Origin of the sequence: Pedobacter sp. Leaf170, from assembly GCF_920984665.1 — a bacterium.
GTDB lineage: Bacteria > Bacteroidota > Bacteroidia > Sphingobacteriales > Sphingobacteriaceae > Pedobacter.
Genome location: NZ_CAKLBP010000002.1, coordinates 534,503 through 560,336, shown reverse-complemented (window position 1 = coordinate 560,336; position 25,834 = coordinate 534,503). Strand labels below are relative to the sequence as shown.

Genomic DNA, 25,834 nt, shown 5'->3' with positions numbered 1-25,834 from the left:
GCTGCTTAAATATTATTTAAATTCGAAATCATCGATATAGAAGATACCTGGATTCGGGTGTCCTTCACCACCTAACTGCACTACAATCTTATCATATAAAGTTTGACTAGCTGATGCAGCATAATCAAATTCTAATTGAACCCAAGTATTGTATTGAGCGCTTGTAATAGTTTTAACAATTTCGATCTGAGTTTGCCATGCATTTCCACCTAGCAAAGAATTTTGCAATTTAACAGATACGGTTGGCGCAACTTTAGTAAAATCATTTCCTCCCGGGATAAATACTTTAAGTCTGATTTTGTTTTTGGATGTTAAATCAAAACGATAAGGAAGTGTAATATTTAAATTTCCGTATTGACCATCATTGCCATTTCTTTTCTCGTAATAACCAACTTTTGAAGATGTATTTACAGGGAACCTGGCCGGATTATCATAGTTTCTATTAAAATCCATATTTTCGGTAAGCCATGCCATACCTGTGCTTAACTGAAAATCATCTGACAGGTTAGCCGCCTGAATTGGTTTTTGAACCGGCGGAATAATTGGCCTGACATAACCTTTTCTAATTAATTTTAAATACCAGGCATTACCCGCATTTGCTTTGTCTAAGCATCTTAACCACATTTCATCAGCTGTAAGTGAAAGAATTTGGTATGACGATACACCTAAGTAGTAAGATATAAAACCAGTACTGCTTAAATTGATGTATTTGGTTCCATTAACATCATTTAATATCCATGTTAAATTTGTTGGCGGTGTGTAATTAACTGTTGGATCATTACTTCCGGCAGGGCCGCCAATTCCCGGGGCATTTGATGCATTTGCAAATGTTGTCCCGTTATTAGCGTAGGTATATTTCAACGATGTAGAACCCATTGTAAAAGTCATTTCATCATCATAAAAACCTAATCCGGCCTTCTCATTTGGACCTGCCTGATACCAATCTGGAGCTTGCGAGGTAATAGGGCCAACACCTAAGTGCCCAGGTTGAGTTTGATCAATTACCCATGTTTTTCCTGCTGTATTAGATATACCTCCGGAAAGCAAGGTATATGCCGGATCGCTTAACATACTTGTATTTGTTGAAGCAATGGTAATCGTTTTTGTAGTTGAAACCGTTCCTCCATCAGCAAGTATGGTTAGCTTTACGGTGTAAGTTCCGGCAATTGGGTATGATGACTGAACATCATTACCATCTGCGCTGGCACCGTTACCGAAATCCCAATGTGCATTAATACCATTATAAGCGCTTTTAAAAGCAATTATATTTGGATTAGTTGATGTAGGAGCAGCAGTAAACTGAATCTGAGCCTCGGTTGGAGGCATTCCTATATCTTTACTTGTTTCTGTTTTTTTACAAGAAACCATAAAGCTAAGTAGCAAGCTAAAACTTAGTAAGATTGATACTTTTATTTTGTTTTTAAGTAATTTCATTTCACTATAAATTAGTTATAACCCGGATTTTGTTTGATGCTACCTTTTGTAACTTCAATTTCATTTAATGGAATGGGAAGGTATTCGCTCTTCCCGGCCTTAAAACCCTGAGCGCCTAATACAGCTACCGCACGGCCGGTTCTTACTAAATCGAAAAAGCGATGTCCTTCTGTAGCCAATTCCAATCTACGCTCTGCGTAAATATTATCTAAAGTTGCCGGAACAGAAGCTAAACCAACTCTCGCTCTTACAGCATCAAGCAATTCTTTTGCCCTGGTTGCATTACCTCCGCTTCTTACTAAGGCTTCGGCTTGCATTAGATAAGTATCCGCAAGGCGAATTTCGATCTCATTCATCGGCCAGTTTTGCTCAGCTACACCACTTGCAGAACGAAAAGCTTTTAACGGTGCATATTTTTTGATAAAATAATCAGTGTTTTGATAACGGGCGTTGTAAGTACCTCCGTTTGCTTTAAGTGCCGCTCCATCTATAATAGTTGCAGCAAAGCGTGGATCGTTTTTCATCACACCCACTAAATCAAGCGTTACCGGACAAAAGCCCCATCCGCTAGAGAATGTATCGCCATTGTATCCGTCCATACCCACAAACTGTGGGGCAACATTTCCCTCGCCGCCATTGATGTAACCCCAATCAGACCAGGCAGAATTACTTGAATGAGGAATTTCAAGAATAGATTCGCTATTGAACTTATTGTTAGGGCTGAATATATCTGCATAGTTTGGAAGTAGCGTATAGCCGTAAACATTGCCAACGCGATTTACATCCTCAAATAAAGTTGCAGCTTCTGTTAATTTAGTATTATCGTTTTGATACAATAAAACTTTACCCAATTGAGCTTTTGCAGCACCTTGAGATATTCTACCTTTCTCAGCTGTAGAAATTGTATTCGGTAAACCAGGAATCGCTTCTCTTAAATCCTTCTCGATTTGTGCATAAATTTGTGCTGGTGTTGATTGAGTTCTGTCGTAAAGTTCATTAGTTTCTAAAACTTTTGTTATTAACGGAACATTACCAAACCACCTTACCAAGTCGAAATAGAAATAAGCCCTTAAAAATTTCACCTCAGCAACAACTCTTGTTTTAAAAGCAGCATTTAGTGATGTAGCTTTATCTATTTTACTTAAAATTACGTTTGCCCGGTTTATCCCCGAGTAACTTTTATTCCACAAACCTATCTGCGGACCAAGGCCGGAGTTCATATTAAAATTATCATATGCAACCCAATTTGGTTGGTCAGATGCACTACTTCCACCCGCAAAACAATCATCAGATGCAGCACTTAAAAGCGGCATTTTCATTGTATATCCACCTGTTGTGCCCCATTGTATTACATCATATACCGAAATAACACCCTGCATTACCTCGTTTTCATTTTTATAAAAATTATCTTCTAAAGCAGTACCTCTGGGTGTTAATTCTAAATACTCTTTCTTACACGATACAAAAATTAGCATTAAGGCAACTATTGCCGTTAAGCCTTTAAATTTTTTATTGTTCATTTTTCTTACTAATTAGAAACCAACATTTAAACCGGCGAAGAAAGTTCTTGCCTGTGGATAGAAACCACGATCTACACCATAACTACCGCCACCAATTTCCGGGTCGTAACCTGTATATTTTGTAAAAGTTACCAGGTTATTAGCCATTACATAAAATCTTAGCTTATCCAACCCAGCTTTTTTAATTAGATTTTTTGGTAAACTATAGCCAATCTGAAGCGTTTTTATGCGGAAATAAGAACCACTTTCTAAAAATATGCTAGATACGCGACTGTAATTTTGATTTGCATCATCCAACGTAACACGTGGGATAGAATTACTGGTTCCTTCTCCGGTCCATCTGTTTAAAATTGCAGTAGTATAGTTAGCTGTTGGTAAATCGAATCTTCTTAATGCATTAAAGATTTGATTGCCCGAAACGCCCTGACCTAAAGCAACTAAATCAAAGCCTTTGTAGGCTAAATTGATGTTCATACCATAGGTGAAATTTGGCGTTGGGTTACCAATAATTTCGCGGTCATCGTTATTTATTTGTCCATCGCCATTCAAATCAATAAATTTAATATCACCAGGTTTAGCATTTGGCTGAATTAACGAGCCACCCTGATTTTTATAATTATTTATTTGCGCTTGATTTTGAAATAAACCATCACTTCTGTATCCATAAAAAGAGCCAATTGAGTAACCCACTTTTGTACGGGTTATTTCTAAAGCTTGAGGAGTTACCGTTTGGCCACCAAGATATTCTTTATCATCGCCCAAATAATCGATATTATTTTTTACAAAGGCACCATTTGCATTAACTTTTACAGATAAATCGCCAAATCTTTTATTGTAACCAAGTTCCAATTCAAAGCCTTTGTTAGATAAATCGGCTATGTTACCGATTGGGCCTGCATTACCTACATAACCTGGTACAGCAATTTGCAACAACATACCTGATGTTTTTTTCTTGTACCAATCTGCGGTAAGGGTAAAGTTTCCGAATAAATTCATATCAACACCGATATCTGTTGATGATGTTTGCTCCCATTTTAAATCAGGGTTTGAAAGCGCATCCGGACTAACCCCATTATTTAAACCTGCCGAAGTACCTAAAGTGTAGTTTCTGCCACCACTAACAGTAGATAAATACCTAAAGTCTCCAATATTATCGTTACCAACAACACCGTAAGATCCTCTAAATTTTAAGAAGGTTACATAATCGTTTTTTGGAAAGAAATCTTCTCTACTTGCTACCCATCCAACTGATGCTGAAGGGAAATATCCGAATTTGTTATTTGGACCGAAACGGGATGAACCATCTCTTCTGATAATACCTGTTAAAAGATATTTTTCATCATAATTATAAGTTAATCTGGCAAAAGCAGAATTTAATGTGTTTAGGTATTCTCCACCGTAGAAAACATCATTCGCTCTTGAAACCGGAAATTGTAAGGAAGCATCTTTTATGTTATTAACCGGAATACCATCTTTTGTACCGCCTTGGGTTTCACCTCTGTTCTTTTGGAAAGAATAGCCAATTAAACCGGTTACATTATGTTTGGCAATTTGTTTATTATAACTGATGGTATTCTCTAAAGAATAAAATAATCCTCTATTAGAATTTCTGTTATAAGATGTTATGGTAGTCTGGTTTATTGAATTTAAATAATAAATTGGTGTAAAGCCTTCGCTACCCCAAAAAGCTAAGTCTACGCCGCCTTGAGAACGTACTTTTAAACCTTTAATAATTTCTGCTTCAACAAATGCATTGGCAACTACTTTATCAGACCAGCCTTTGCCTTGAGCCACTTGTAAAGCTGCTATCGGATTTAAAATTTCAGATTGAGCATATTGTGAAATTCCGTATGGAAAACCAGCTTCATTTCTAACAACCGGATTACCGATGTATGGAGCAGCACCGTATTTTGCCGGGTCTGTCTCAATTATCGGTGTAATTGGGTCGATATTAATTGCCCTGTTAAGTGGAGAACCATATTCTGTATTGGTACCAACACCAACAGAATTTACCCTGGTATAACCAATAGTTTGGCCAAACTTTATGGCCTTGGTTAACTGATGTTCTGAGTTAAATCTAGCCGTAAATCTTTTATAATTAGAGTTGCTTGTGGCTACAATTCCATCCTGATCAAAATATCCAAAAGAGCTGTAATAGGTAGATTTATCATTACCTCCGCTAATACTTAATTCATGATTTTGGATTCTTGCATCATTATTAAAAACAGCAGCCTGCCAATCTGTTCCTTCGCCTAATGATTTTGGATTTGGAAACCTTGGCGTTGTTAAAGCCGGGTTACGGGCATATTCTGCCTCATTATAAATGGTTGCATACTGCGTAGCGTTTAACAAATCTAATTTGCGAGAAGGCGCCTGTGTACCTAAATAGGTATTGTAATTAACCGCCATTCTTCCATTTTTACTCCCTTTTTTTGTAGTAATAATGATAACACCATTTGCGGCTCTGGCACCATATATAGCACCCGAAGCAGCATCTTTTAACACTTCGATAGATTCGATATCTGCCTGATTTAGGTAATCAATACCACCACCAACTTGCACCCCATCAACAATATACAAGGCTTCACTGTTATTAATTGAAGTTGTACCACGTATACGCAATGTTGCACCTTCACCTGGCTGACCGGAAGAGGTTGTTATGGTTAAACCTGAAGTTCTGCCTTGTAAAGATTGCTCTACACGTACAACAGGCATATTCTCTAAATCAGTTGCCTTTACCTGAGATATCGCACCGGTTACCACACTTTTCTTTTGTGTTCCATAACCAATAACTACAGCATCGGCCAAAACTCCCGCTTGCGGTACCATTTGTACTGATATGGCAGTTGCAGATGTTGCCGCCACTTCTTTACTTTCGTAACCAATATAAGACACCACAATAATTGCGTTGTCTTCTACCGTTTTTAATGTAAATGCACCATTAACATCAGTCATGGTTCCTTGATTTGAACCTTTAACCTTAACACTTGCACCAACCATGGGTGCGCCGGTTTCATCTACAACTTTACCCTTTATATCGGCATAGCTGCGCATTAATAACGGCGAGCCGTTTAATGCTTTCTTGTGGATAATTATTGTGTTATTCTTAATGGTATAGCCAAGTGGCTGTTCCTTAAAAATTTGTATTAAAGCTTCGTTAATATCAATGTTTTTTACATCGATGGTTACTGGCTTTGCTTCTTTTAAAAGATCGGTGTTGTATAAAAAACTATAACCAACACTTTTATTCAACTTCCGAAAAATTTTTAGCAGTTGGGTGTTTTTTTCTGAGAGCGTTACATTTTGCGCTTTGGCACCGTAACTGATTTGAAGAAACGTAGTGATTAATAAGACAAAAGTCAATTTCATAATCAACAAAAATTTAGATAGGCGCCCCTTTGGATTGGGAAACCATTCAGTATAAAAATTCATATATTTGGTTATTAGGTTTATTAATAGTTGTATCTCACAATTTTACGATTAGAATAAAGCCCTGATGTACTCCGGGAGCGTTGCCGCGCTTCCGGTTTTTTTTAGCTATGCTGTATTCTAACACCATCATAAATGACGAAAAAAGTATAAGTTTAAGGCATAACTAAAATCCTCCTTTCTTCTATCTTAAAATGAACATCGCCTGTAGCTTGTAATGTTTCCAAAACTTCGTTCACACTATTAAAACGAGAAATTTTTCCCCCAAAAAGTTTATCCATTTTTGCTCCCCGATAATCGATATCTACATTGTACCAGCGAGAAATCTTATTCATGATTGTTTGCAGGTTCTCATCGTTAAAACTGAAAAAACCATCTTTCCATGCGATAGCATCTTCGGCATCAACATTTCTAACCATAACGAATGTAGATGATGGCGAAATGGTTGATTGCTGACCAGGTTTTAAAATATTAGCAGCAGTAGAATTCAAATTTAAAACCCTTACGCTACCCTCCAATAAAGTTGTTTTGTTATTGGGTTCATTTGCATAAGCATTGATATTAAAATGTGTTCCTAAAACCTCAACCTGTTGATTTTTGCCAATACCAATTTCACTATTCACTTTAAAAGGAACACGAACGCCATTTTTATTGGCCAATTTCGCCACCTCAAAATAGGCCTCGCCTTTGAGCTCCACAATGCGCTCAGCATTACTAAAACTTGTTGGATATTTTAAGGAAGATTCTGCATTTAACCAAACCTTTGTACCATCGGGCAAATTGATTTGATATTGACCGCCGCGGGGCGTTTCTATTGTATTGAATAAATTATTTGATTTATTGTTAGGTTGAGATGATACGGTATAAATTAATTCTCCATTACGTGTTTTAGTGATGTTAATCCCAGCTTGCTTTGCAATAATACCGTTTGTAGCATCGGTTAACGAAATTTTAGAACCATCAGCCAAAGTCAATGTAGCCTTGTTACCACCAGGCTTAATCCCTTCTAACTTATTGTTAACAAATTCGTTTTCTTTAAAAGATTTTGTGACTTGAGTTTTAATTACAAAACCAATAAAAAATAGCACAACAGCTGCCGCAGCAACTTTAATCCACAATTTATAATTTGGTGTTGATTTTAAATCTGTTTGCACTTCAATGGATTGCCATATTTTATTCCTGGCTTCACTGATATCATCCTGGCTTAAATCAGATTTTTTTCTTGAAATTTCTTGAAGATGCCACGATTCTATCAAAGCAATTTCTTGCTCGGTACAAAGTCCATCCCGATATTTTTCTAAAAGTTTTTCAACTTCAGCTTTATTCATCACTAAATATATTTGGCTATTAAATACATGTAGGATACAAGGCCCTTAGGTAGTAGATAAAATAAAATATTTTTTTAAATTTTTTTAAAATGTGGCATGGGAGCCGATGAAAGGGCTATTATGAATTAAAAAACTATCTTAAAAATAATAAGAATGCAATTGAAATTAATGAAGTTAGCTTTAAACGCAAAACTTTTAAGGCATTGCTCATTTGTTTTTTTACGGTTTTATCAGATAGATGAAGTAGTTGAGCAATTTCTTTTTGCGATAGATGTTGCTGACGGCTCATCTCAAAAATTTGCCTCATTTTTGGCGGCAATAAACTTACTTCTTTCTCAATTATCGATGCAAATTCCTTTTCACGAAGGTAATCTTCGGTGATGCAATTTCCTTGTTCAGCAAAATCGCCTAACGAAAGTAAATAGTTTGATTTTGACTTATTCTTATCTAACCAATCGAAAACTTTGTAGCGTATTGCCGTATATAAATATGATGATAACTGAGACTTAATTTTAATGTTTTGATTGCTCCATAAATAAACAAATATCTCTTGAACAATATCTCTCGCATCTTCTTTATCCGTAACCAATTTAAAGGCATAAATAAACAACAAACCGTTAAAACGCTCGTATATTTCCTCAAAGGCAGCTTTATCTCTAAGCTGAATCAGTTCGAAAAGTTCGTTGTCTGTGAATAATTTATAGTTAGCCATTTGGTTAGAATGATTAACGAATGTAAGCAATAGTTTGAGTTAAATTCTAAATATTTTAACAAAGCATATTTTGTTTAATCGATTTATAAGCTCGTATTATAACCTTAAACATAGATTTGTAATCTTATAAATTATATTGGCATATCGGGAAAAACCGATATACCTTTGTGTTATGGATCAGGTAGAAATATTTAAGGCACTTTCTAACAAAACCCGTTTACAAATTTTAAACTGGTTAAAAGAGCCTGCAATACATTTTAACGAACAGCCCAATGCCGATTTCGAAAACATCGGGGTTTGTGTTGGTCAAATTCAAAATAAAGCTGGTTTATCTCAAAGTACAATTTCCGAGTACCTTTCTATTTTGCAAAGGGCAGATTTGGTATGCGCAACGCGAATTGGCCAATGGACGTATTATAAACGCAATCAGGTAGGTATAGAAGAATTAGCTAAAATTTTTAATTCAGAACTTTAAAAATAAAATAAAATGAATACAGATAGTTTATTTAGGCCTTTTAGCCTTAAAACTTTAAATATTAAAAATAGAATTGTGATGGCTCCAATGACGAGATCTTTCTCGCCAGATGGCGTTCCAACTAAGGATGTTGCCGCATATTATGCAAAAAGAGCCGCAGGAGAAGTTGGTTTAATTCTTTCAGAAGGTACAGTAATTAACCGTCCATCATCATCTGCCGATCCTAACATTCCTCATTTTTATGGCGAGAATGCATTAGCTGGTTGGCAAAAAGTAATTAATGATGTTCATGCTAATGGCGGACAAATGGGACCACAAATCTGGCACCAGGGCATTTCGGCTAATCATGCATCAGGCTGGCTGCCAAGCGCTCCATTTGAAGGCCCTTCGAGTTTTAACAGTCCGGGTTTTGAAAACGGCATTGCAATGACCGATTCGGCAATTGCTGATACCATTGCCGCTTTTGGGCAAGCAGCAGCAGATGCAAAAGCATTAGGTTTTGAAACAGTTGAAATTCATGGTGCCCATCAATACTTAATTGATCAGTTTTTTTGGGACGCTACAAATAACCGCACAGATATTTACGGTGGCAAAACATTGGCAGAACGAAGTAGATTTGCTGTAGAAGTAATAAAAGAGGTACGCAAAAGAGTAGGTGAAGATTTCGCTTTAATCATCCGTTTATCTCAGTTTAAACCCGCAGCTTACGACTTTAAATTAGCCAAAAACGAAAACGAGATGGAGCAATGGTTAACGCCACTTGCAGATGCAGGAATCGATATTTTCCATTGCTCGCAACGCCGTTTCTGGGAACCGGAATTTGAAGGTTCTGACTTAAATTTTGCTGGATGGGCTAAAAAATTAACCGGAAAAGCAACAATTACAGTTGGCTCTGTTGGTTTAGACGGAGATTTCTTTGGTGCATTTGCAGGTCAAAGTTCACAACCAAGTTCGCTTGATGAATTAGTTCGCAGAATGGATAGAGGTGATTTTGATTTAGTTGCAGTTGGCCGACCGCTTTTGGCTGATCCAAACTGGGTAGAAAAAATTAAAAACGATAAAACTGATGAGCTTAAAGGCTTTACAAAAGAAGCTTTAGCAGAACTGGTGTAAGTTGATAAATAGTTTAGAACTTCGTAAAGCGAAGTATGAAGCCATCAGCAAGATACTTCATACTTCGCTTTTTTTGTAAAGTTTTAATTAAATTCACATCGTAAAAACCCATCTCATGTCGAACATTAAATTGATTATAGAAGAACGCCCGGCAAATATTGGCAACTTTATGGTTGGCCGCTTACTTCCATTTCGCGAAAAAAGAATGGTTGGTCCATTTTCATTTATTGATCACATGGGGCCAGCGGCGATGAACGATCATGAGAATTTAGATGTTGCGCCACATCCGCACATCGGTTTATCTACCTTAACCTTTTTATTTGAGGGAGAAATTACACACCGCGATAGCTTAGGAACCAATATAGTGATTAAGCCGGGGCAGGTAAACTGGATGACATCAGGTAGCGGAATTGTACATTCTGAAAGAACGCCTGAATATTTAAGAACTACAGATAAAGTATTACACGGCTTACAAATATGGGTTGCCTTACCTAAAGAACTGGAACAAATGGATCCTGAATTTTTCCATGCGGAAGAAAAAGACATCCCCCATTGGGAAAAAGATGGATTGAGTTTTAAATTAATAGCGGGCGAGGCATTTGGCCACAAATCACCAGTGCCGGTTTACAGTCCGCTTTATTTTATCGAGATTAAAAGTACAGCTAAGCAAAAGGTAAATATTGGTAAAGATTTATTCGGAGAAAGTGCGCTGTATATTTTAGAAGGGTCTGTTGAAAGTGATGGAAATATTTTTGAGCCAAAAAATATTTTAATTGCAAATGATGCAACACTTTGCGAATTCGATATGAACGAAAATACTACAGTTTACATATTTGGCGGAACACCATTTCCGGAAGAACGCTTTATGTATTGGAATTTCGTAGCTACGGATAAGCAGCTGATAGAAGAAGCCAAAACGAAATGGCTAAATCAAAGCTACAAACCTGTACCGGGTGAAACAGGATTTGTTCCCCTACCCGACCAAAGCAAATTTATTAAACGCTAAGTTATTGTTCTAACAAAGCTTCTCTTATTTTCTGAGCAGCATCGGCAAGTTCTTCCTCAGTTGGTTTAAGCTTTTCTTTGCTGAAGTTCATATCGCTAACATTATTCATCGGAATTAAATGAATATGTGCGTGTGGAACTTCTAATCCAATAACGGATACACCAACTTTTTTGCAAGGAAAGGCTTCTTTAACGCCCTTGGCAACAATTTTTGCGAACATCCACATACCAACATATAAATCTTCTTCCATATCAAAAATATAGTCGGTTTCTATTTTTGGAATCACCAAAACATGTCCGGCAGTTAAAGGCTGAATATCTAAAAAAGCTAAATACTCTACAGTTTCTGCTACAACGTGCGCACTAATTTCTCCTGAAACGATTTTTGAAAAGATAGACATGTGTTGGAAAGTTTAAAGTGGAAAGTTTAAAGTGGAAAGTGTAAGGTTTAAAGTGGAAAGTGTAAGGTTTGATAGGCGGAGTAGTTCCTCCGCCTTTTATCTTAACGTGAAATTTCTAAAACTTCGAATTGCATTTTGCCTGCAGGCACTTCTATTTCGGCAAATTCGCCAACAGATTTGCCCAGTAAGCCTTGTGCAATAGGAGATTTAACTGAAATTTTTCCGGTTTTTAAATCAGCTTCGCTTTCTGCAACCAACTGATAAGTCATGGTTGCACCGTTTTTTACATTTTTTATTTTAACGATAGATAATGCCAAAACCTTTGATAAATCTAATTTAGACTCATCAATAAGACGGGCATTAGCCAATGTGTTTTTTAGTTTTGCTATTTTAGCTTCATGTAAGCCCTGAGCTTCCTTTGCTGCGTCATACTCCGCATTCTCAGATAAATCCCCTTTATCTCTCGCCTCAGCAATTGCTTTTGATATTAGCTGACGGCCCGTAGTTGTTAGATAATGAACTTCCTCTTTCAATTTATCTAATCCTTCTTGTGTGTAATACGTTACCTCTGTCATTGCTCAATTAATTTTGTTGTAAAGCCTATAAAAAACAAACAAGACTATGTAGTTGGTTTTGCTACATAGTCTTGCTTCAATTATAACGAAGATAAAATGCTTAAATTACAAAAGCAAATAAATCATTATGATTTTAAAGTTTTGACAATTTTCAAAAAAAAAAATTATAACAATTAGCCATTCTCAGCCTTGGTTTGTGCTTGATGTTTAACCGGAAAATTGAGTGAATTTGCAATGTAACACATTTTATTAGCCTCTTTGTGTAATGTTTCAGCCAGTTCTATATGTGCTTTATCTGCAATCAGTACAGCTGGGTTCAGTGTTACTTCCTTAAACTTACCGCCGCCATCTGCCGATTCTTCCATTATTCCAACAGCATTATCATTATAATCGATAACTACAATTTCGTTTTTAGAGCATAAGTGCAAATACCAAAGCATGTGGCAGCTCGAAATGGAGGCTAATAATAAATCTTCGGGATTGTGTTTCGATTTATCGCCTAAAAAGGCAGAATCTGAAGAACCTGAAATATCAGTTTTACCTTTTACGGAGATGAGATAATCGCGATCGTACGAGCGATAATCCATCGTACCTGAGCCTTTATTGCCAGTCCATGTTACAGTTGTAGAATATTGATGTTCTTTCGGCATGATATAATTAGTTAGAATTGTATTGCCAATTTAAGAATTTAAGATTGATAAACACATGGATAAATTGAAAGCATAGCAAATTTATTATTAAAAATTGCCTGAAATCAGTAATTTGAAAAATCTAGAAAGTTCATAAAAACAGATAGCCATGAAAGATAAATTACACAGCACAAACTACTACAATACATTTATAGAAATTGCTGAAGATAGTAAAGCGATTTCAGGAAGCCACCCTAAAGCAAAAGGAAAGGATAAAACTATTGCAGAAATTCAATTTGAGATAATTGCAAAAAATCCTTACAAATACACATCCGATGATGTTTTATTCAATGTATTTATAGAGCGAAGTGATATTTCGAAAGAAGAAGAAAATGATGCAAAAGTAAAATTCTTTTCAAAAGGTCAGGCTTGTTTCAGAGCCTCTCCATTAACCAAGCAATATGGCTTTGGTTTACATGCAAATAACGAAGGTAAAATTGCTCTTTTTGGTATGGAAACCAAAGAGTATCAGCAATTTTTAGCCGACAACAACATCAAAAAAATTAAGGCAATGCGTTCTGCTAAAAAGTAGAATCGATGGCAATTAATTTCTCGGCCAGCACTTCAGATATTTTACGATAAGAATCGAAAGTCCATCCGCCAACATGCGGCGTTAAAATAACTCTATCGTGTAGTTTTAAATCGCTATACCAGTTTTGCTCTGCTAATGCAGGAAATTTTTCTGTTTCTAAAACATCCAAACCAGCGCCTAAAATTTTGCCACTATTTACTGCATTTAATATGGCCGATACTTTGGCAATTTCTCCACGAGCCGTATTTATAAAAAATATTGGTTTTTTAAAATGGAAGAAATATTCATCGTCAACCATTTGTTTGGTTTCTGTTGTTAAGGGAATGTGTAAACTCAATACATCAGCATGTTTAACAATTTCTTCCATGCTCACCTCACGTGCGAAAGCATCAGAAAATCCGGTTTTGTATTTGTCGTAAGCCATAACATCAACCTCAAAACCAGCTAACTTTTTTGCGAAACTTTGCCCCATAAAACCATAGCCAATTATCCCAACTTTTTTGCCTTTCAATTCATAACCGCGGTTTCCTTCCCTATCCCAAATACCGTTTCTGATTTGAATGTCGGCATTTCTGAAATTATTCATCAAGGATAAAAGTAAACCAACTGTATGCTCGCCAACAGCGTCACAATTTCCCTCTGGTGCATTTATAAGCCTGATATTTTTTTCAAAAGCAATTTTATCATCGATATTATCCAAACCGGCACCTGCACGAGCTACAAATTTAAGTTTAGATGCGGCTGCAAACAATTCTGCATCAATTCTAAATTTGGTACGTACGGCGATACCATCATAATCTTTAATCTTTGCCAAAGTTTCGGCACGTGTAATTAAAGGTTCGTCATCTACCAAATAACCCAACTTTAAAGCCTGTTCCTTAAATGCAGGATGCAAATCATCAACAATTAATATTTTTTTACTCATGATATGGCAAAAGTAACATTAAACTCACTTGCAGATTAAATCTAACAGTAAAATTTAATTTTAATAAATACTAAAAGGTTTAGGCTAAGACCACAAAAATATTACCCTTAAAGCGCTGTAATAAAATAGTTACGGCACTTGTTTTAAACTTCCTTGCCGTTTCTTTGTCAATCTTTAAGAAAATTAACAAAAACTTTAAAAATTTAATGAGACTTCTACATTACAAAGCGATAAAAATCACCTTTTTTTTACTTTTCACTTCCTTTAGTTTATTTGCACAAACCGGTGGTAAAGCAAAAATCATCGGGGTATTAAAAGACGCCAAAACACAAGAACCTATTGCTTTTGCAACTGCCGTTTTAGTAAATAAGGAAACTAAAGCAAATGCAAAATTAGCACAAACAGATATTGATGGTAAATTTACCATGCCTGACTTAGCAAACGGAAGCTACACTTTCAGAGTGAGTTTTGTTGGCTACCAAACAATGGTTAGGGATAACATCACGATAACTGATGCTACCGGAACGCTAAATTTTGGCGATATTAAAATGAATGCCGCAGCTGGTACAGTATTAAAAGACGTTACAGTTACTGCCCAAAAAGCAGCTATGCAGATGGGTATTGATAAAAAAGTATTCTCTGTAGATCAAAGTTTAGTAAGCGAAGGCGGTTCGGCTACAGATTTATTGGCTAATGTACCGTCAGTATCAACTGATATTGATGGTAATGTAAGCTTACGTGGTTCATCTGGTGTGCGGGTTTTAATTGATGGAAAACCATCGTTAATTGCCGGCGGAAATGTATCTCAAATTTTAGCATCTATCCCTGCAAGTTCTATAGAAAGTGTTGAATTAATTACCAATCCATCATCAAAATACGATGCAGAAGGCCAGGCTGGTATTATCAACATTGTACTTAAGAAAAACACCAAACTTGGTTTTAATGGTTCAGTTGCAGTAAGTGCCGGTAACCGAGATAATTACAACGGAAATACAAACCTTAGTTTTCAAAATAGTAAGGTTAACCTTTATGGAAATTACAGCTACCGTTACGGAAATCGTTTAGGTGGTGGCTTTCAAGATATTACCTATAAACAAAGTACTGGCTCAACTGCATTTGCAAATCAAACTACAACATCAAATTCTTTAGATAAGGGGCATAACGTTAAAGCCGGACTTGATTATTACTTAGCACCAAAAAGCGTGGTAAGTTTATCCGGAGGTTTCAATTCGAGAGAAAATGATAGAGATGAATTTGTTGATATCAGACAGTTAGGTAGAAATTTAAATCCTGTTTTATTAAGCAACAGACTAAATAATAACCTCGGTAGCGGAAATAGCTATGATTTAAATTTAGATTATTCGCAAAAATTTGCAAAGCCTAAAGAGGAGTTAACTTTTAACTTTGGCTATTCTTCGGGTACAAATAATAACGATCAGGATTACAGTACTACTTTTACCAATATAAATGGCAATGCGGTAAACATTAACCCAAGTTTGCAAAGAATTTTTAATACCGGAGATAATACAAACTACAATGTGCAAGCAGATTATACTTTGCCAGTTGGTAAAGCCGGTAAAATAGAAACAGGTTACCGCAGTCAGATTCGTTTAGGAGATAATACTCAGGATGCAGATTCGATACTAACGAACACCAACATTTTCGTTAGAAACAATAAACTGATCAATACCTTCAGCAGTAAAGATCAGGTTCATGCTTTATATTTAAACTATCAAAATCAAATTAAAGATTTTGGTTACCAATTAGGTTTAAGAGCAGAAGATGCCCGTTTAGATACTTATTTAGAAGGTTACAATGGAAACGTACTAACAAACAGCGAAGGCAATATCCATTATAAAAGATTATACCCAAGTGTTTTTGTTTCGCAGAAATTAAAGAACGAACAACAGGTACAGTTAAGTTATACACGTAGAGTAAACCGTCCACGCCCGTGGGATACAAACCCGTTTCTTGATGTTTCTGACCCATTAAACTACAGAGCCGGTAACCCTAATTTATTGCCAGAGGATGTGCATTCATTCGAGTTAGGCTACAATAAATATTGGAAAAAAGTTACTTTAACATCAAGCTTATATTTCCGTCAAACTAATGATGTAATTCAAAGGGTTAGAAGTGTGCCCGATGCGAATGGAATTATAACCACTACGCCTCAAAACTTAACCCGTCAGTTAAATAGTGGTTTAGAGTTAATTGGTCGTTTCGATTTAATTAAAGCATTAAACTTTACCAGTAACGTAAACCTTTATCAGCAGAAAATTGAAGGCGACGCCAGATACGGCATTCAGGATAGAAGTGGCTTTAGCTGGAATGCAAACTTAACTGCAAACATAACTGCCATTAAAAATTTATCATTCCAGTTTCGTGGAGATTATCGTGCACCAGAAGTAATGGCACAAGGTAAACGTAACTCAATGTATGGTATTGATGGTGGTGCAAAATATGATTTCCCTAATAAAAAAGCATCTTTAAGCTTAAATATCAGAGATATGTTTAACACCAGAAGATGGAGCATGACAACCGATGATAATTTTACGCTGATTGATTTTCAACGCCGTATGCAAGGCACAATGGGTAACTTAACATTCTCTTACCGTTTCGGAAAAACTTTGTTTAACAGTACGAAGAAGAATAAAAAAGAAGAGCAACAAGAAAGCAGACCTGATGAGGGTTCTTTTTAAACAATAAATAACTTACAGGCGTTTCTATAATTCGGAACGCCTTTTTTATGCAGTTTATTCTTAACAAATCTGCACATTTTATATCTTGCAGTTATGGAAGAAATCAATCCCTGGCAAACGCTGCAAAGTGAATTAAAGTATGATAACAACTGGATTAGTGTAACTGAACATCAGGTTATAAATCCGACGGGCGGAGCAGGAATTTATGGTGAAGTTCATTTCAAAAATTTAGCTATTGGCATTTTACCTTTGGATGAAGACCAAAACACCTGGCTAGTCGGGCAATACCGTTATCCTTTAAAAGCTTACAGTTGGGAAATCCCCGAAGGTGGTGGCCCGCTGGGTGAAGAACCGCTAAAAAGTGCGCAAAGGGAATTATTAGAAGAAACCGGAATGAGTGCCAGAAACTGGAAAGAAATTCAGCGTATGCACCTATCTAATTCGGTAAGCGATGAAATAAGCATTATTTATATCGCAACAGATTTGATTCAGGGTATTGCTATGCCAGAAGAAACTGAAGAGTTGGTAATAAAAAAATTGCCTTTTGAAGAGGCATACCAAATGGTTAAGCATGGAGAAATAACAGATTCGATGAGCGTAGCGGCAATTTTAAAAGCAAAGCTGATGTTTATGACTGGCGATTTATAGTGTTGAATGGTATAAAATCTAATTTTTATATTTGCTAAAATTTTTAAGCCCAAATGAGCAAACTTTTTGGTTATATACTTAGCCCAATTTTTTATTTTTTCTTCGCGTTAAGCCTTTGCATTTTCCACCCAATTCAATGGCTTTGCTACAAATTTGGCGGATATAAAGCGCATAAATTATCTGTTGATGTGTTAAATTTCTTTTTAACATATTGCCAGATTTTCCTTTTTAATTCCATCAGCTTTAAAAATACACAGAACCTGCCTACTGATAGGCCGATAATTTTTGCCGCAAACCACCAAAGCATGTATGATATTCCATCGTTAATTTGGTTCCTGAGAAAATATCATGCTAAATTTATTTCCAAAATTGAACTAGCAAAAGGGATTCCATCCATTTCTATAAACTTACGTTTAGGTGGTGGTGCAAACATCGACAGGAAAGATAATAAGCAGGCAATTTCTGAAATTATTAAACTAGGCCGTAGAATGAAAGATAATAACTGGAGTACAGTTATATTTCCGGAAGGCACAAGAGCTAAAGATGGCCAGGTAAAAACCTTTCAATTTGGTGGCGTTGCAACTTTACTGAAAGTGGTACCAAATGCTTTGGTTGTTCCAATTGCAATAGAAAATTCTTGGAAAATTGTACGCTTTGGCATGTTTCCTTTAACGACTGGCCACGCTTTAAGGTGGACCGTTTTAAAACCTATCGAACCAGGCGAAAAAACCGCAAATGAAATAACGCTGGAAGTGGAGACTGAAATCAGAAAAGTATTGAATCAGAAAGTACTTGATTAGTTTACTGGTTGTTCAGATAATTGGTTAAAACAAACAATTAATTCCGCAAAACCGTTTCCCATCATCAATCTTCCCTTATCAATCATACATCCTCTAAATGTTTTTATTTCCAATTACTTTAAAAAACTCATCTCTATAGGTATCTCCTACCGGGATAATTTTTTTGTTAATGGTAATCCTGCTTCTTTCAATGCTTTCAATTTTATCTATGGCAACAATATAAGATTTATGAACACGGATAAACTGACTATCAGGTAAAGCTTCTTCCATTTTTTTCATACTTTGAAGGGTAATGATACGCTCCTCTTTAGTAAAAATAGAAATGTAATCCTTCAATCCTTCTATGTATAAAATATCGTGAAGATATATTTTTTGAATTTTATGTTCCGTTTTTACAAAAATAAAATCCTGTATTGGATTTGGAGAACCTGAAAATGGCGCAGGTGTTATTAAAGGCTGAATTTGCGGTGGACTCACTTCTGCGGGCTTCATCTGGTTATGAACTTTTTCTACCGCTTTATAAAAACGATCGAATGCGATGGGTTTCAGCAAATAATCAGAAACATTCAAATCATAGCTCTCTAAGGCATATTGAGGATACGCAGTTGTTAAAATGAAATGACATTTATTCCCTGCGATTTTTAAAAACTGTATCCCTGTAAGTTCTGGCATTTGAATATCAAGAAAAACCAAATCTATACCTCCAGCCTGAACAATTTGTAAAGCCTCAATCGGATTTTCGCACCTTTTAGTAAGCGTTAAAAAAGGTACTTTTGAAATATAATCCTCTAAAATATCGAGTGCTAGTGGTTCATCATCTACAATAATACAGTTCAAGTTCATCTTAGGTAATAATTTATTTGCTTGTAATTTTTTGATAAATAATTAGAGATTTCTTTGGTTTTAGATATCAATCATTAACTCGCAGGTATAGTGTGTAGGCGAATTTACAACATTTAATTTATATCTATCCGGATAAATAAGCTGTAATCTACGCTCAACATTTGGCAAGCCAACACCACCCTGCGCATCTTTATTTTGATTATTTTTTTTGTTGATTACACTAAAGTGCAAAATCTTTTGATTGGCGATAATATCAATTTTCACTGGCTCATTAGCATCAGTAACTACGCCATGTTTAAAAGCATTTTCTACAAAAGAAATTAGCATCAAAGGCACAATTTTCTGGTCATCAATTTCGCCATTTAAAGTCATCTCTATAAAAGCACCATCTTTAAACCTGATTTTTTGTAATTCAATGTAGTTCTTTAAATAATCAACTTCTTTACTTAGGGCAACTGTTGGCGTATTACTCTCGTAAATCATGTAACGCATAATTTCAGATAGCTTCATAATCGCATCAGCGGTTTTATCTGATTTTTGATAAGCCAATGAGTATATGTTGTTTAACGAATTAAACAGAAAATGTGGGTTTAATTGCGATTTTAAAAACTGAAGTTCCATTTCTCGGCGCTCGCTTTCGAGGTTGCGTTGAACACGTTCACTATCAAACCAATCTACCATAAAACGTACAATTCCGCTACTTACAAGAAAAAAACCTGCAACAAAACAACTAACTATGACAAACTCATTAACAGAACGTTCTTTAAGTTTCCCATCCATTACGTAATGTAAAATCTCTATCGGATTTAATACTGCTATTACTGTTTTTACCAATACTACAGCTATTATTGTTACTACAAACAAAAGAATATAAACCCAATATTTTTTCCGCTTTTTAACAAATTCAGGTATTAGAAAAATATAATTGATGTAAAATATAGATACGTTAAGCAGACCAAAAACACCAATAGAAAGAAAATAATCTTTCATTGTAATTTTCTCTGGTTGCATAAGCACTGTCGAAATGACAAAAATTGAGATTATCCCCCAAAAAATAGAATTTAGTATTAATGGTGCTTTACTTTTCTTCATATTAATAAAAACAGAAATGCAAGCTTTTTGGCTTACAATAAATCATCCCCCAAAATAAATAAAGAAACTTGTATTTAATTACACAATCTACCAACGGGCATTTTTTTTCTACCAACGGCTTATCGGGCAAAATTTATCGACCAACGCCAAAATCACCTGTTCATCTATAATCTTTAACACTTGGTATAATAGATTTTAGCACCCTGTTTTTCTTCTGTTTCTTTGAACTATCAAAACGAAACGATTATAACTATAAATAAACCTATTATGAAAAAGTTAGCCAACACATCGCCATTTTTACTTTTATTACTACCAGTTTTTATGATGATGGTATTTACACTTACCATAAACACCAACCAAAACAACACCGAAGAAGTGGTTGTAAAGCCAGCAAAAACTTCTGGTTCAATTGTAAAACAAGCTACTGCTATTTTTAAATAGGAAATGAGCGCTTTCGCAATCGAAACGGTCGGCCTTAATTTCAATTTCGGCAGCCAAACCATCGTAAAAGATTTATCTTTACAAGTGCCAAAAGGTAGCATTTATGGCTTCTTAGGGCCAAATGGGGCTGGAAAAACGACAACCATTAAAATACTTTTAAACCTGCTTCAGTCTCCGGCCGACCAGGTTTTTATTTTTGGTAAAGAAATTAACCGAAACCGCATTGCAACTTTAAAAAGGATTGGCGCTTTAGTAGAGCAACCAGCTATTTACGGGCATTTAACAGGTAAAGAAAACTTAATAAACCGCTGTATTTTATTAGGCATCAATAAAAATAAATCTACCGAAATGCTTGCTTTGGTTGGCTTAACTGATGCCGCTAGTAAAAAAGCTGCTCAATATTCATTGGGTATGAAACAAAGACTTGGCATTGCACTGGCTTTAGTTTCCGACCCAGAACTTTTGTTATTAGATGAACCTACTAACGGCCTCGACCCAAACGGAATTATAGAAGTTAGAAACCTGATGGTTGAGTTGGCTACAAAACATCAGAAAACAATTTTGGTTTCCAGTCATTTATTAGCAGAAATTGAACGCACAGCCACCCACGTTGGCATCATAAATAAGGGGCAGCTGTTGTTTCAAGGTACAATTAATGAACTTCATCAGCTTAGCAAACCCATGTTAGAAATCGAAATAAATGATGTGGAAAAAGCTTCAGATTTACTCATCAATTGCGGATACCAAGTGGCAGAGAATGATGGTAAAAAGCTAAGCATCCCTTATAAAAATGATAAAGAAAATGCAGAAATAAATACTTTGTTAGTTCAAAACGGATTTATGATTTCTGCACTTTACAAACAAAGAAAAGATTTGGAAAACCTATTTCTTGATATTACCAAAAACAACTAATTATGCGCTCTTTATACATCTCATTATTTTCCGAATATTATAAATCAAGAAAAACATTAGCTTTTTGGGCAGCTATTTTGCTCCCTGTAATTATATGCACCCTTGTATCATTTGGTTTTTACTCAAATGCCGACAAGATTTTGCCACTAAAGTTTTCGGGCATGATGCTTTGGGCCAGATATAGCAGCGCAACACTAAATGTAATGGGTTTCCTAATTATGCCATTTTATGTAATTTTTATGGCTTTTTCGGTAAATAATATAGAGCATAAAAACGATACCTGGAAAACACTCTTTGCACAACCTTTAAACAAATTCTCCATCTACGCAGCCAAATATTTATTCGCGGTTTTACTCATTTTTATCTGCCTTGCTTTATTTGGAGCATTAACATTGGGCTTTGGTTATATATTGCAATCTCTTGTTCCGAAATATACATTTAACCAATATAACCCTGTAACATTCCTTTTTAACTCATACGCCAAACTTTTCTTTTCATCACTCGGAATATTATCGCTACAATTAATTTTAAGTCTTATTTGGGCCGATTTTTTAAAACCAATGGGCATAGGTTTTGTAGGCACAATTATGGGTATCGTTACTGCAAGTTTAAACTGGAAATTTGCTTACTTAATTCCATACAGTTTACCAACATTAGCCTTGCAACTAACCAAAGTAAAAAAAGGTGGCGACCCGCTTGCATTCGAGGTTTTTTCCAGAGAAATCTACACCAGCCTAATTTTTGCAACCGCATTTTTTATTATCGGCTATTTTATTGTATCTAAAAAAAGTATCAAATAATTTATTTTTTAAGCCTAACCGCTTTTCAATTCATGCTAATCGTTTTTACAATTCCTGCCTACCACTGGCAAGAAAATTAGCATAGATGAACCATGTGCAACAAGCAAGCGCAAAATAAATAGATATTAGCGCTTAAACCTTCATTACAGAATTTCATTTCAATAAAGGTTATTTTTTTCAGTTTGGCTTACTAGTAAAACTCAATTTTAGTTGACTCCACCAAAATTTACACATAAATGCAACTTAGTTACTATGTAAAATTCTCATGGTAAATAATCTCATTAAAGCATATTAAGCTTATTTTTAAGCCTAATAACCACCCTAACTATTTACAAATGATTAAAAAATTTACTGCTACGGCATTGGCATTAAGCTTATGCCTTTCTGTGCTTGCTCAGGATATACCCGACCCGGCAATGGTACAAAAAATAAGAAAAGAAGGATTAGATAATTCGAAGGTTATGGACATTGCTTTTAACCTTACTGATGTAAGTGGGCCACGTTTATCAAACTCTCCTGGTTTAAAAAAAGCTCAGGAATGGGCAATGAAACAACTTACCGATTGGGGTTTAAAAAATGCCAAATTAGAATCGTGGGGAACTTTTGGTAAAGGATGGCAAATTGATAAATATTATGCAGCCACAACATTGCCATTCTATCACGCAATAATTGCTTCGCCTAAAGCTTGGACACCTGGTACAAATGGCCCAATAAAATCTGAAGTGGTATTAATCAAAGCAGATAGTGTTGCAGATTTGACTAAATATAAAGGTAAATTATCGGGTAAAATTGTAATGATGGATTCTGGCAATCCACTACAAAGCGGTACACGCCCAGATTTTGTACGTTACACTGATAGCGTTTTGGCTAAAATGGCCGATGCAAAACCAACGCCAGCAGGCAACAGAGGACAACGCCCTGGTGCTACAAATAATATGATGGCGCAAATGATGAAAATGAGAGAAGTTAGAGCAGCCATGAGCAACATGCTAGTTGAAGAAAAAGTTGGCTTAATTTTAACTTACGCTCGCGGTGGACAAGGAACTTTCTTTACCAGCAATGGCGCATCTTATGCATTAGATGCTAAACCGGTATCGCCAGAGTTAGAAGTTGCCGCTGAAGATTATTTACACATCTTACGCTTATTACGTGCCGGAAAACCGGTTGAGTTAGAAGCCGATATAAAAACATCTTTCTACACCCAAGACCCTCAAGGTTACAATGTTATTGCAGAAATTCCCGGAACAGATAAAAAATTAAAAGAAGAAGTAGTTATGATTGGCGGTCACTTCGATTCGTGGCACGCAGCAACCGGAGCAACAGATAACGCTGCTGGCTCAGCCGTTATGATGGAAGCCGTTCGTATTTTAAAAGCAATTGATTTTAAACCAAAACGTACCATCCGCATTGCCTTTTGGAGTTCAGAAGAACAAGGTTTATTTGGTTCCAGAGGTTATGTTGCGAAGCATTTTGGCGACCCTAAAACGATGGTATTAACGCCTGATCAGAAAAAAATCTCTGCATATTATAATTTAGATAATGGTACCGGAAAAATTCGCGGTATTTATTTACAGGGAAATGAAGCAGCCGGCCCAATTTTCAAAAACTGGTTGGCACCTTTTAATGATTTAGGCGCTACAACGGTAACTGTTAGCAACACAGGCGGTACCGATCACCAGGCGTTTGATGCTGTTGGTATCCCGGGTTTTCAGTTTATTCAAGATCCTGCAGATTACAATACCCGTACACACCATAGCAACATGGATACCTACGATAGATTGGTTGAAGATGATTTAAAACAATCAGCAACCATCATTGCATCTTTTGTTTACAATACTTCACAACGTGATGCGCAAATTCCGCGAAAAGAATTGCCTGCAGCACCTGCTTCTACATCTACAGGTACAGCTACACCTGTAAGAAACTAATAAATAGTCAACTCACAAAAAAAGGCCCACCGTTTACTGGGGCCTTTTTTTCGGGATTGTTTTTCATAATCCTAACTATAACTAAAAAATGAGAGATTGACTTTGTTTAACCAAAGTTCAACGTTATTTAGAGCAGTTAATATTTTACAGCAATATTTAATGTTTTAAATTTTGCTTTATATTTTACTTAATCGCTAAGTAATCCTAATATTTGCTTTTCTTTTATCCAAAATTACTGTTCATGCATTAAATCCTTAAGCATTAAACACCCTTTTTACAGAGGGTGTTTTTACGGTATTGGCATAGGGGAAAATTGCCTTAGAATAAACATGTATTTATAACCAATTTTAGATAATATACACCCAAAAAAAAATCATGATTAAAACTTCGTTAACAAAAGACGGAACAAATAATTCCGTTCCGGTTGATATTGCGAAAAAAATGACAGCTGCTTTTAGAGAAAGTCAAAAAGCTGATAAAGGAACTTACACCGAAGCTGCCTGGCTCCCAGCCGAACAAATAAAAAAAATAGCAGAAAAATTAGCCGAATTTGAGGGTGATGGAGTACGTATTTATTTTGCAAGATATACGCAGGATATTATCGATTCTATTAATAAATTAAGTTATGGAGATAAAATTCCGGATAAGTATTGCAATATGAACACCATACTTCTTGTAGTTACTAAAGTGGTTGATGGCAAACCAAAGACAGATTATTTCTTAGATAAAACCATTGAACAAAAACCAATCTGTGATGAGGCTGATCCAAATCCGACTGACCCGGAAAACAGAGGAGTTTTATGTCCAACAGAATGTGATGATGATAGTGCGTTAATGAATGACTAGTAAGCTTAAAATCAATTTTGAAAAGTGCTCAATGATTAATATTTTTTCTCCAACCTTGATAATTGAATTAACATGTTTGTTATTCGCCATCATATTTCTAATTAATGATAGAACCAAATTCTGGAGAATTACATTAATATACATTGTATGTATGTGTATTTCAGAAATAATTGCCAAATATATGGGCAGAGTTTACCGGAATAACATCGAAGTTTACAACACATATACACTTTTGGAGATGAGTTTTATATTTTATGCTTTTCATCATTTTTTAAAAGAATATATAAAAATTAAGAAGATAATATTGGCAAACTATATTCTTATTCTTATCATTTACTTTACGCACATCTTTATTTATGGTTATAAAGCTTATAATGCTGTTACAGTTAGTGTAATGTCTGTATTCTTTGTTATATATGCACTACTTTATTTTTATTTGCTTTTAAAAGATGAAAAATATATCGACCTAAAATTTCATCCCGCATTTTGGTGGGTTGGCGGTACATTAATTTTTTACTTTGGAAGTACCTTAGCCAATTTCTTTGATGATATCATACAAACAAAAATTCTTGGAAATTTGAACCCCCGGCTGCTGATTTACACAACATTAAACTTCTTTTTATACGGTTTTTGGTCCTATTCATTCATATGCAGAGCTCGCCAACGCAAATCTTATCTTTAATTTTA

24 protein-coding genes are annotated in these 25,834 nt (G+C 35.6%); 13 read left to right on the top strand and 11 right to left on the bottom strand.

Annotated features, from left to right (window positions below; genetic code table 11):
* Positions 1-12: 12 nt before the first annotated feature.
* From LUA90_RS07435 to LUA90_RS07415, 5 genes are all read right to left on the bottom strand, one after another.
* On the bottom strand, positions 13-1,434 hold the full coding sequence (locus LUA90_RS07435; RefSeq protein WP_231490676.1) for a PKD domain-containing protein: 1,422 nt from the start codon (positions 1,432-1,434) through the stop codon (positions 13-15).
* Between the two features lie 11 nt (positions 1,435-1,445).
* Positions 1,446-2,954 (bottom strand): RagB/SusD family nutrient uptake outer membrane protein, encoded by a 1,509-nt coding sequence (locus LUA90_RS07430; protein WP_231458958.1) that lies wholly within the window; start codon positions 2,952-2,954, stop codon positions 1,446-1,448.
* Between the two features lie 12 nt (positions 2,955-2,966).
* Positions 2,967-6,323, bottom strand: coding sequence for a TonB-dependent receptor (locus LUA90_RS07425; RefSeq protein ID WP_231490675.1), 3,357 nt, complete (start codon positions 6,321-6,323; stop codon positions 2,967-2,969).
* 215 nt (positions 6,324-6,538) lie between these two features.
* The gene (locus LUA90_RS07420) at positions 6,539-7,711 is read right to left on the bottom strand and encodes a FecR family protein (RefSeq protein WP_231458956.1); all 1,173 of its coding nucleotides are present in this window, start codon (positions 7,709-7,711) and stop codon (positions 6,539-6,541) included.
* 133 nt (positions 7,712-7,844) lie between these two features.
* Positions 7,845-8,423, bottom strand: a complete 579-nt coding sequence (locus LUA90_RS07415; RefSeq protein WP_231458955.1) for an RNA polymerase sigma factor — start codon at positions 8,421-8,423, stop codon at positions 7,845-7,847.
* 172 nt (positions 8,424-8,595) lie between these two features.
* On the opposite strand from LUA90_RS07415, the gene LUA90_RS07410 reads away from it, so the two are divergent.
* From LUA90_RS07410 to LUA90_RS07400, 3 genes are all read left to right on the top strand, one after another.
* Complete coding sequence (locus LUA90_RS07410) at positions 8,596-8,898, top strand: helix-turn-helix transcriptional regulator (protein WP_231458953.1); 303 nt, start codon at positions 8,596-8,598, stop codon at positions 8,896-8,898.
* 12 nt (positions 8,899-8,910) lie between these two features.
* The gene (locus tag LUA90_RS07405; RefSeq protein WP_231458952.1) at positions 8,911-10,011 is read left to right on the top strand and encodes an NADH:flavin oxidoreductase; all 1,101 of its coding nucleotides are present in this window, start codon (positions 8,911-8,913) and stop codon (positions 10,009-10,011) included.
* Between the two features lie 115 nt (positions 10,012-10,126).
* Complete coding sequence (locus LUA90_RS07400) at positions 10,127-11,017, top strand: pirin family protein (protein ID WP_231458951.1); 891 nt, start codon at positions 10,127-10,129, stop codon at positions 11,015-11,017.
* A 1-nt stretch (position 11,018) separates the two neighbouring features.
* On the opposite strand, the gene LUA90_RS07395 is transcribed toward LUA90_RS07400, so the two are convergent.
* The 3 genes from LUA90_RS07395 to LUA90_RS07385 form a co-directional block, all read right to left on the bottom strand.
* Positions 11,019-11,417 (bottom strand): HIT family protein, encoded by a 399-nt coding sequence (locus tag LUA90_RS07395; RefSeq protein ID WP_231458950.1) that lies wholly within the window; start codon positions 11,415-11,417, stop codon positions 11,019-11,021.
* Between the two features lie 101 nt (positions 11,418-11,518).
* Entirely contained in the window at positions 11,519-11,992 is a 474-nt protein-coding gene (gene greA, locus LUA90_RS07390; RefSeq protein ID WP_010603520.1) for a transcription elongation factor GreA, read from the bottom strand.
* Positions 11,993-12,165: 173 nt separating this feature from the next.
* Positions 12,166-12,642, bottom strand: a complete 477-nt coding sequence (locus LUA90_RS07385; protein WP_231458948.1) for an OsmC family protein — start codon at positions 12,640-12,642, stop codon at positions 12,166-12,168.
* A 148-nt stretch (positions 12,643-12,790) separates the two neighbouring features.
* On the opposite strand from LUA90_RS07385, the gene LUA90_RS07380 reads away from it, so the two are divergent.
* Positions 12,791-13,213, top strand: a complete 423-nt coding sequence (locus LUA90_RS07380) for a DUF6157 family protein (RefSeq protein WP_231458947.1) — start codon at positions 12,791-12,793, stop codon at positions 13,211-13,213.
* On the opposite strand, the gene LUA90_RS07375 is transcribed toward LUA90_RS07380, so the two are convergent.
* Positions 13,203-14,138 (bottom strand): NAD(P)-dependent oxidoreductase, encoded by a 936-nt coding sequence (locus LUA90_RS07375; protein ID WP_231458945.1) that lies wholly within the window; start codon positions 14,136-14,138, stop codon positions 13,203-13,205. The genes LUA90_RS07380 and LUA90_RS07375 overlap by 11 nt on opposite strands.
* A gap of 206 nt (positions 14,139-14,344) precedes the next feature.
* On the opposite strand from LUA90_RS07375, the gene LUA90_RS07370 reads away from it, so the two are divergent.
* The 3 genes from LUA90_RS07370 to LUA90_RS07360 all read left to right on the top strand — a co-directional run bounded on the left by LUA90_RS07370 (position 14,345) and on the right by LUA90_RS07360 (position 18,285).
* Positions 14,345-16,837 (top strand): outer membrane beta-barrel family protein, encoded by a 2,493-nt coding sequence (locus tag LUA90_RS07370; protein WP_231458940.1) that lies wholly within the window; start codon positions 14,345-14,347, stop codon positions 16,835-16,837.
* Positions 16,838-16,930: 93 nt separating this feature from the next.
* Positions 16,931-17,485, top strand: coding sequence for an NUDIX hydrolase (locus LUA90_RS07365; protein ID WP_231458939.1), 555 nt, complete (start codon positions 16,931-16,933; stop codon positions 17,483-17,485).
* A 53-nt stretch (positions 17,486-17,538) separates the two neighbouring features.
* Positions 17,539-18,285, top strand: a complete 747-nt coding sequence (locus LUA90_RS07360) for a 1-acyl-sn-glycerol-3-phosphate acyltransferase (protein WP_231458937.1) — start codon at positions 17,539-17,541, stop codon at positions 18,283-18,285.
* 93 nt (positions 18,286-18,378) lie between these two features.
* Here the strand turns inward: LUA90_RS07360 and LUA90_RS07355 are convergent, their stop codons facing one another.
* Positions 18,379-19,128 (bottom strand): LytTR family DNA-binding domain-containing protein, encoded by a 750-nt coding sequence (locus LUA90_RS07355; RefSeq protein ID WP_231458935.1) that lies wholly within the window; start codon positions 19,126-19,128, stop codon positions 18,379-18,381.
* Between the two features lie 60 nt (positions 19,129-19,188).
* Complete coding sequence (locus tag LUA90_RS07350) at positions 19,189-20,220, bottom strand: sensor histidine kinase (RefSeq protein WP_231458934.1); 1,032 nt, start codon at positions 20,218-20,220, stop codon at positions 19,189-19,191.
* A 267-nt stretch (positions 20,221-20,487) separates the two neighbouring features.
* Here LUA90_RS07350 and LUA90_RS07345 point away from each other — a divergent pair, with 267 nt between their 5' ends.
* The 6 genes from LUA90_RS07345 to LUA90_RS07320 all read left to right on the top strand — a co-directional run bounded on the left by LUA90_RS07345 (position 20,488) and on the right by LUA90_RS07320 (position 25,829).
* The gene (locus LUA90_RS07345) at positions 20,488-20,661 is read left to right on the top strand and encodes a hypothetical protein (protein ID WP_231458933.1); all 174 of its coding nucleotides are present in this window, start codon (positions 20,488-20,490) and stop codon (positions 20,659-20,661) included.
* A 3-nt stretch (positions 20,662-20,664) separates the two neighbouring features.
* A complete protein-coding gene (locus LUA90_RS07340; protein WP_231458932.1) occupies positions 20,665-21,573 on the top strand; it encodes an ABC transporter ATP-binding protein in 909 nt (302 codons plus the stop codon).
* Positions 21,574-21,575: 2 nt separating this feature from the next.
* Entirely contained in the window at positions 21,576-22,373 is a 798-nt protein-coding gene (locus LUA90_RS07335) for an ABC transporter permease (protein ID WP_231490674.1), read from the top strand.
* A gap of 335 nt (positions 22,374-22,708) precedes the next feature.
* Entirely contained in the window at positions 22,709-24,301 is a 1,593-nt protein-coding gene (locus tag LUA90_RS07330) for a M20/M25/M40 family metallo-hydrolase (protein ID WP_231490673.1), read from the top strand.
* A gap of 375 nt (positions 24,302-24,676) precedes the next feature.
* Entirely contained in the window at positions 24,677-25,147 is a 471-nt protein-coding gene (locus tag LUA90_RS07325) for a hypothetical protein (protein WP_231458927.1), read from the top strand.
* Between the two features lie 151 nt (positions 25,148-25,298).
* Complete coding sequence (locus LUA90_RS07320) at positions 25,299-25,829, top strand: hypothetical protein (RefSeq protein ID WP_231458926.1); 531 nt, start codon at positions 25,299-25,301, stop codon at positions 25,827-25,829.
* Positions 25,830-25,834: the final 5 nt, after the last annotated feature.

Bases quoted from the DNA above. Each gene is read 5' to 3' on its own strand.
- LUA90_RS07435 (WP_231490676.1), bottom strand. From the start codon at position 1,434: ATGAAATTACTTAAAAACAAAATAAAAGTATCAATCTTACTAAGTTTT.
- LUA90_RS07370 (WP_231458940.1), top strand. From the start codon at position 14,345: ATGAGACTTCTACATTACAAAGCGATAAAAATCACCTTTTTTTTACTT.
- LUA90_RS07345 (WP_231458933.1), top strand. From the start codon at position 20,488: ATGAAAAAGTTAGCCAACACATCGCCATTTTTACTTTTATTACTACCA.
- LUA90_RS07380 (WP_231458947.1), top strand. From the start codon at position 12,791: ATGAAAGATAAATTACACAGCACAAACTACTACAATACATTTATAGAA.
- LUA90_RS07385 (WP_231458948.1), bottom strand. From the start codon at position 12,642: ATGCCGAAAGAACATCAATATTCTACAACTGTAACATGGACTGGCAAT.
- LUA90_RS07420 (WP_231458956.1), bottom strand. From the start codon at position 7,711: ATGAATAAAGCTGAAGTTGAAAAACTTTTAGAAAAATATCGGGATGGA.
- LUA90_RS07350 (WP_231458934.1), bottom strand. From the start codon at position 20,220: ATGAAGAAAAGTAAAGCACCATTAATACTAAATTCTATTTTTTGGGGG.
- LUA90_RS07330 (WP_231490673.1), top strand. From the start codon at position 22,709: ATGATTAAAAAATTTACTGCTACGGCATTGGCATTAAGCTTATGCCTT.
- LUA90_RS07410 (WP_231458953.1), top strand. From the start codon at position 8,596: ATGGATCAGGTAGAAATATTTAAGGCACTTTCTAACAAAACCCGTTTA.
- LUA90_RS07360 (WP_231458937.1), top strand. From the start codon at position 17,539: ATGAGCAAACTTTTTGGTTATATACTTAGCCCAATTTTTTATTTTTTC.
- LUA90_RS07405 (WP_231458952.1), top strand. From the start codon at position 8,911: ATGAATACAGATAGTTTATTTAGGCCTTTTAGCCTTAAAACTTTAAAT.
- LUA90_RS07400 (WP_231458951.1), top strand. From the start codon at position 10,127: ATGTCGAACATTAAATTGATTATAGAAGAACGCCCGGCAAATATTGGC.
- LUA90_RS07340 (WP_231458932.1), top strand. From the start codon at position 20,665: ATGAGCGCTTTCGCAATCGAAACGGTCGGCCTTAATTTCAATTTCGGC.
- LUA90_RS07365 (WP_231458939.1), top strand. From the start codon at position 16,931: ATGGAAGAAATCAATCCCTGGCAAACGCTGCAAAGTGAATTAAAGTAT.
- LUA90_RS07425 (WP_231490675.1), bottom strand. From the start codon at position 6,323: ATGAAATTGACTTTTGTCTTATTAATCACTACGTTTCTTCAAATCAGT.
- LUA90_RS07395 (WP_231458950.1), bottom strand. From the start codon at position 11,417: ATGTCTATCTTTTCAAAAATCGTTTCAGGAGAAATTAGTGCGCACGTT.
- LUA90_RS07335 (WP_231490674.1), top strand. From the start codon at position 21,576: ATGCGCTCTTTATACATCTCATTATTTTCCGAATATTATAAATCAAGA.
- LUA90_RS07320 (WP_231458926.1), top strand. From the start codon at position 25,299: ATGTGTATTTCAGAAATAATTGCCAAATATATGGGCAGAGTTTACCGG.
- LUA90_RS07325 (WP_231458927.1), top strand. From the start codon at position 24,677: ATGATTAAAACTTCGTTAACAAAAGACGGAACAAATAATTCCGTTCCG.
- LUA90_RS07430 (WP_231458958.1), bottom strand. From the start codon at position 2,954: ATGAACAATAAAAAATTTAAAGGCTTAACGGCAATAGTTGCCTTAATG.
- LUA90_RS07355 (WP_231458935.1), bottom strand. From the start codon at position 19,128: ATGAACTTGAACTGTATTATTGTAGATGATGAACCACTAGCACTCGAT.
- LUA90_RS07375 (WP_231458945.1), bottom strand. From the start codon at position 14,138: ATGAGTAAAAAAATATTAATTGTTGATGATTTGCATCCTGCATTTAAG.
- LUA90_RS07415 (WP_231458955.1), bottom strand. From the start codon at position 8,423: ATGGCTAACTATAAATTATTCACAGACAACGAACTTTTCGAACTGATT.
- greA (WP_010603520.1), bottom strand. From the start codon at position 11,992: ATGACAGAGGTAACGTATTACACACAAGAAGGATTAGATAAATTGAAA.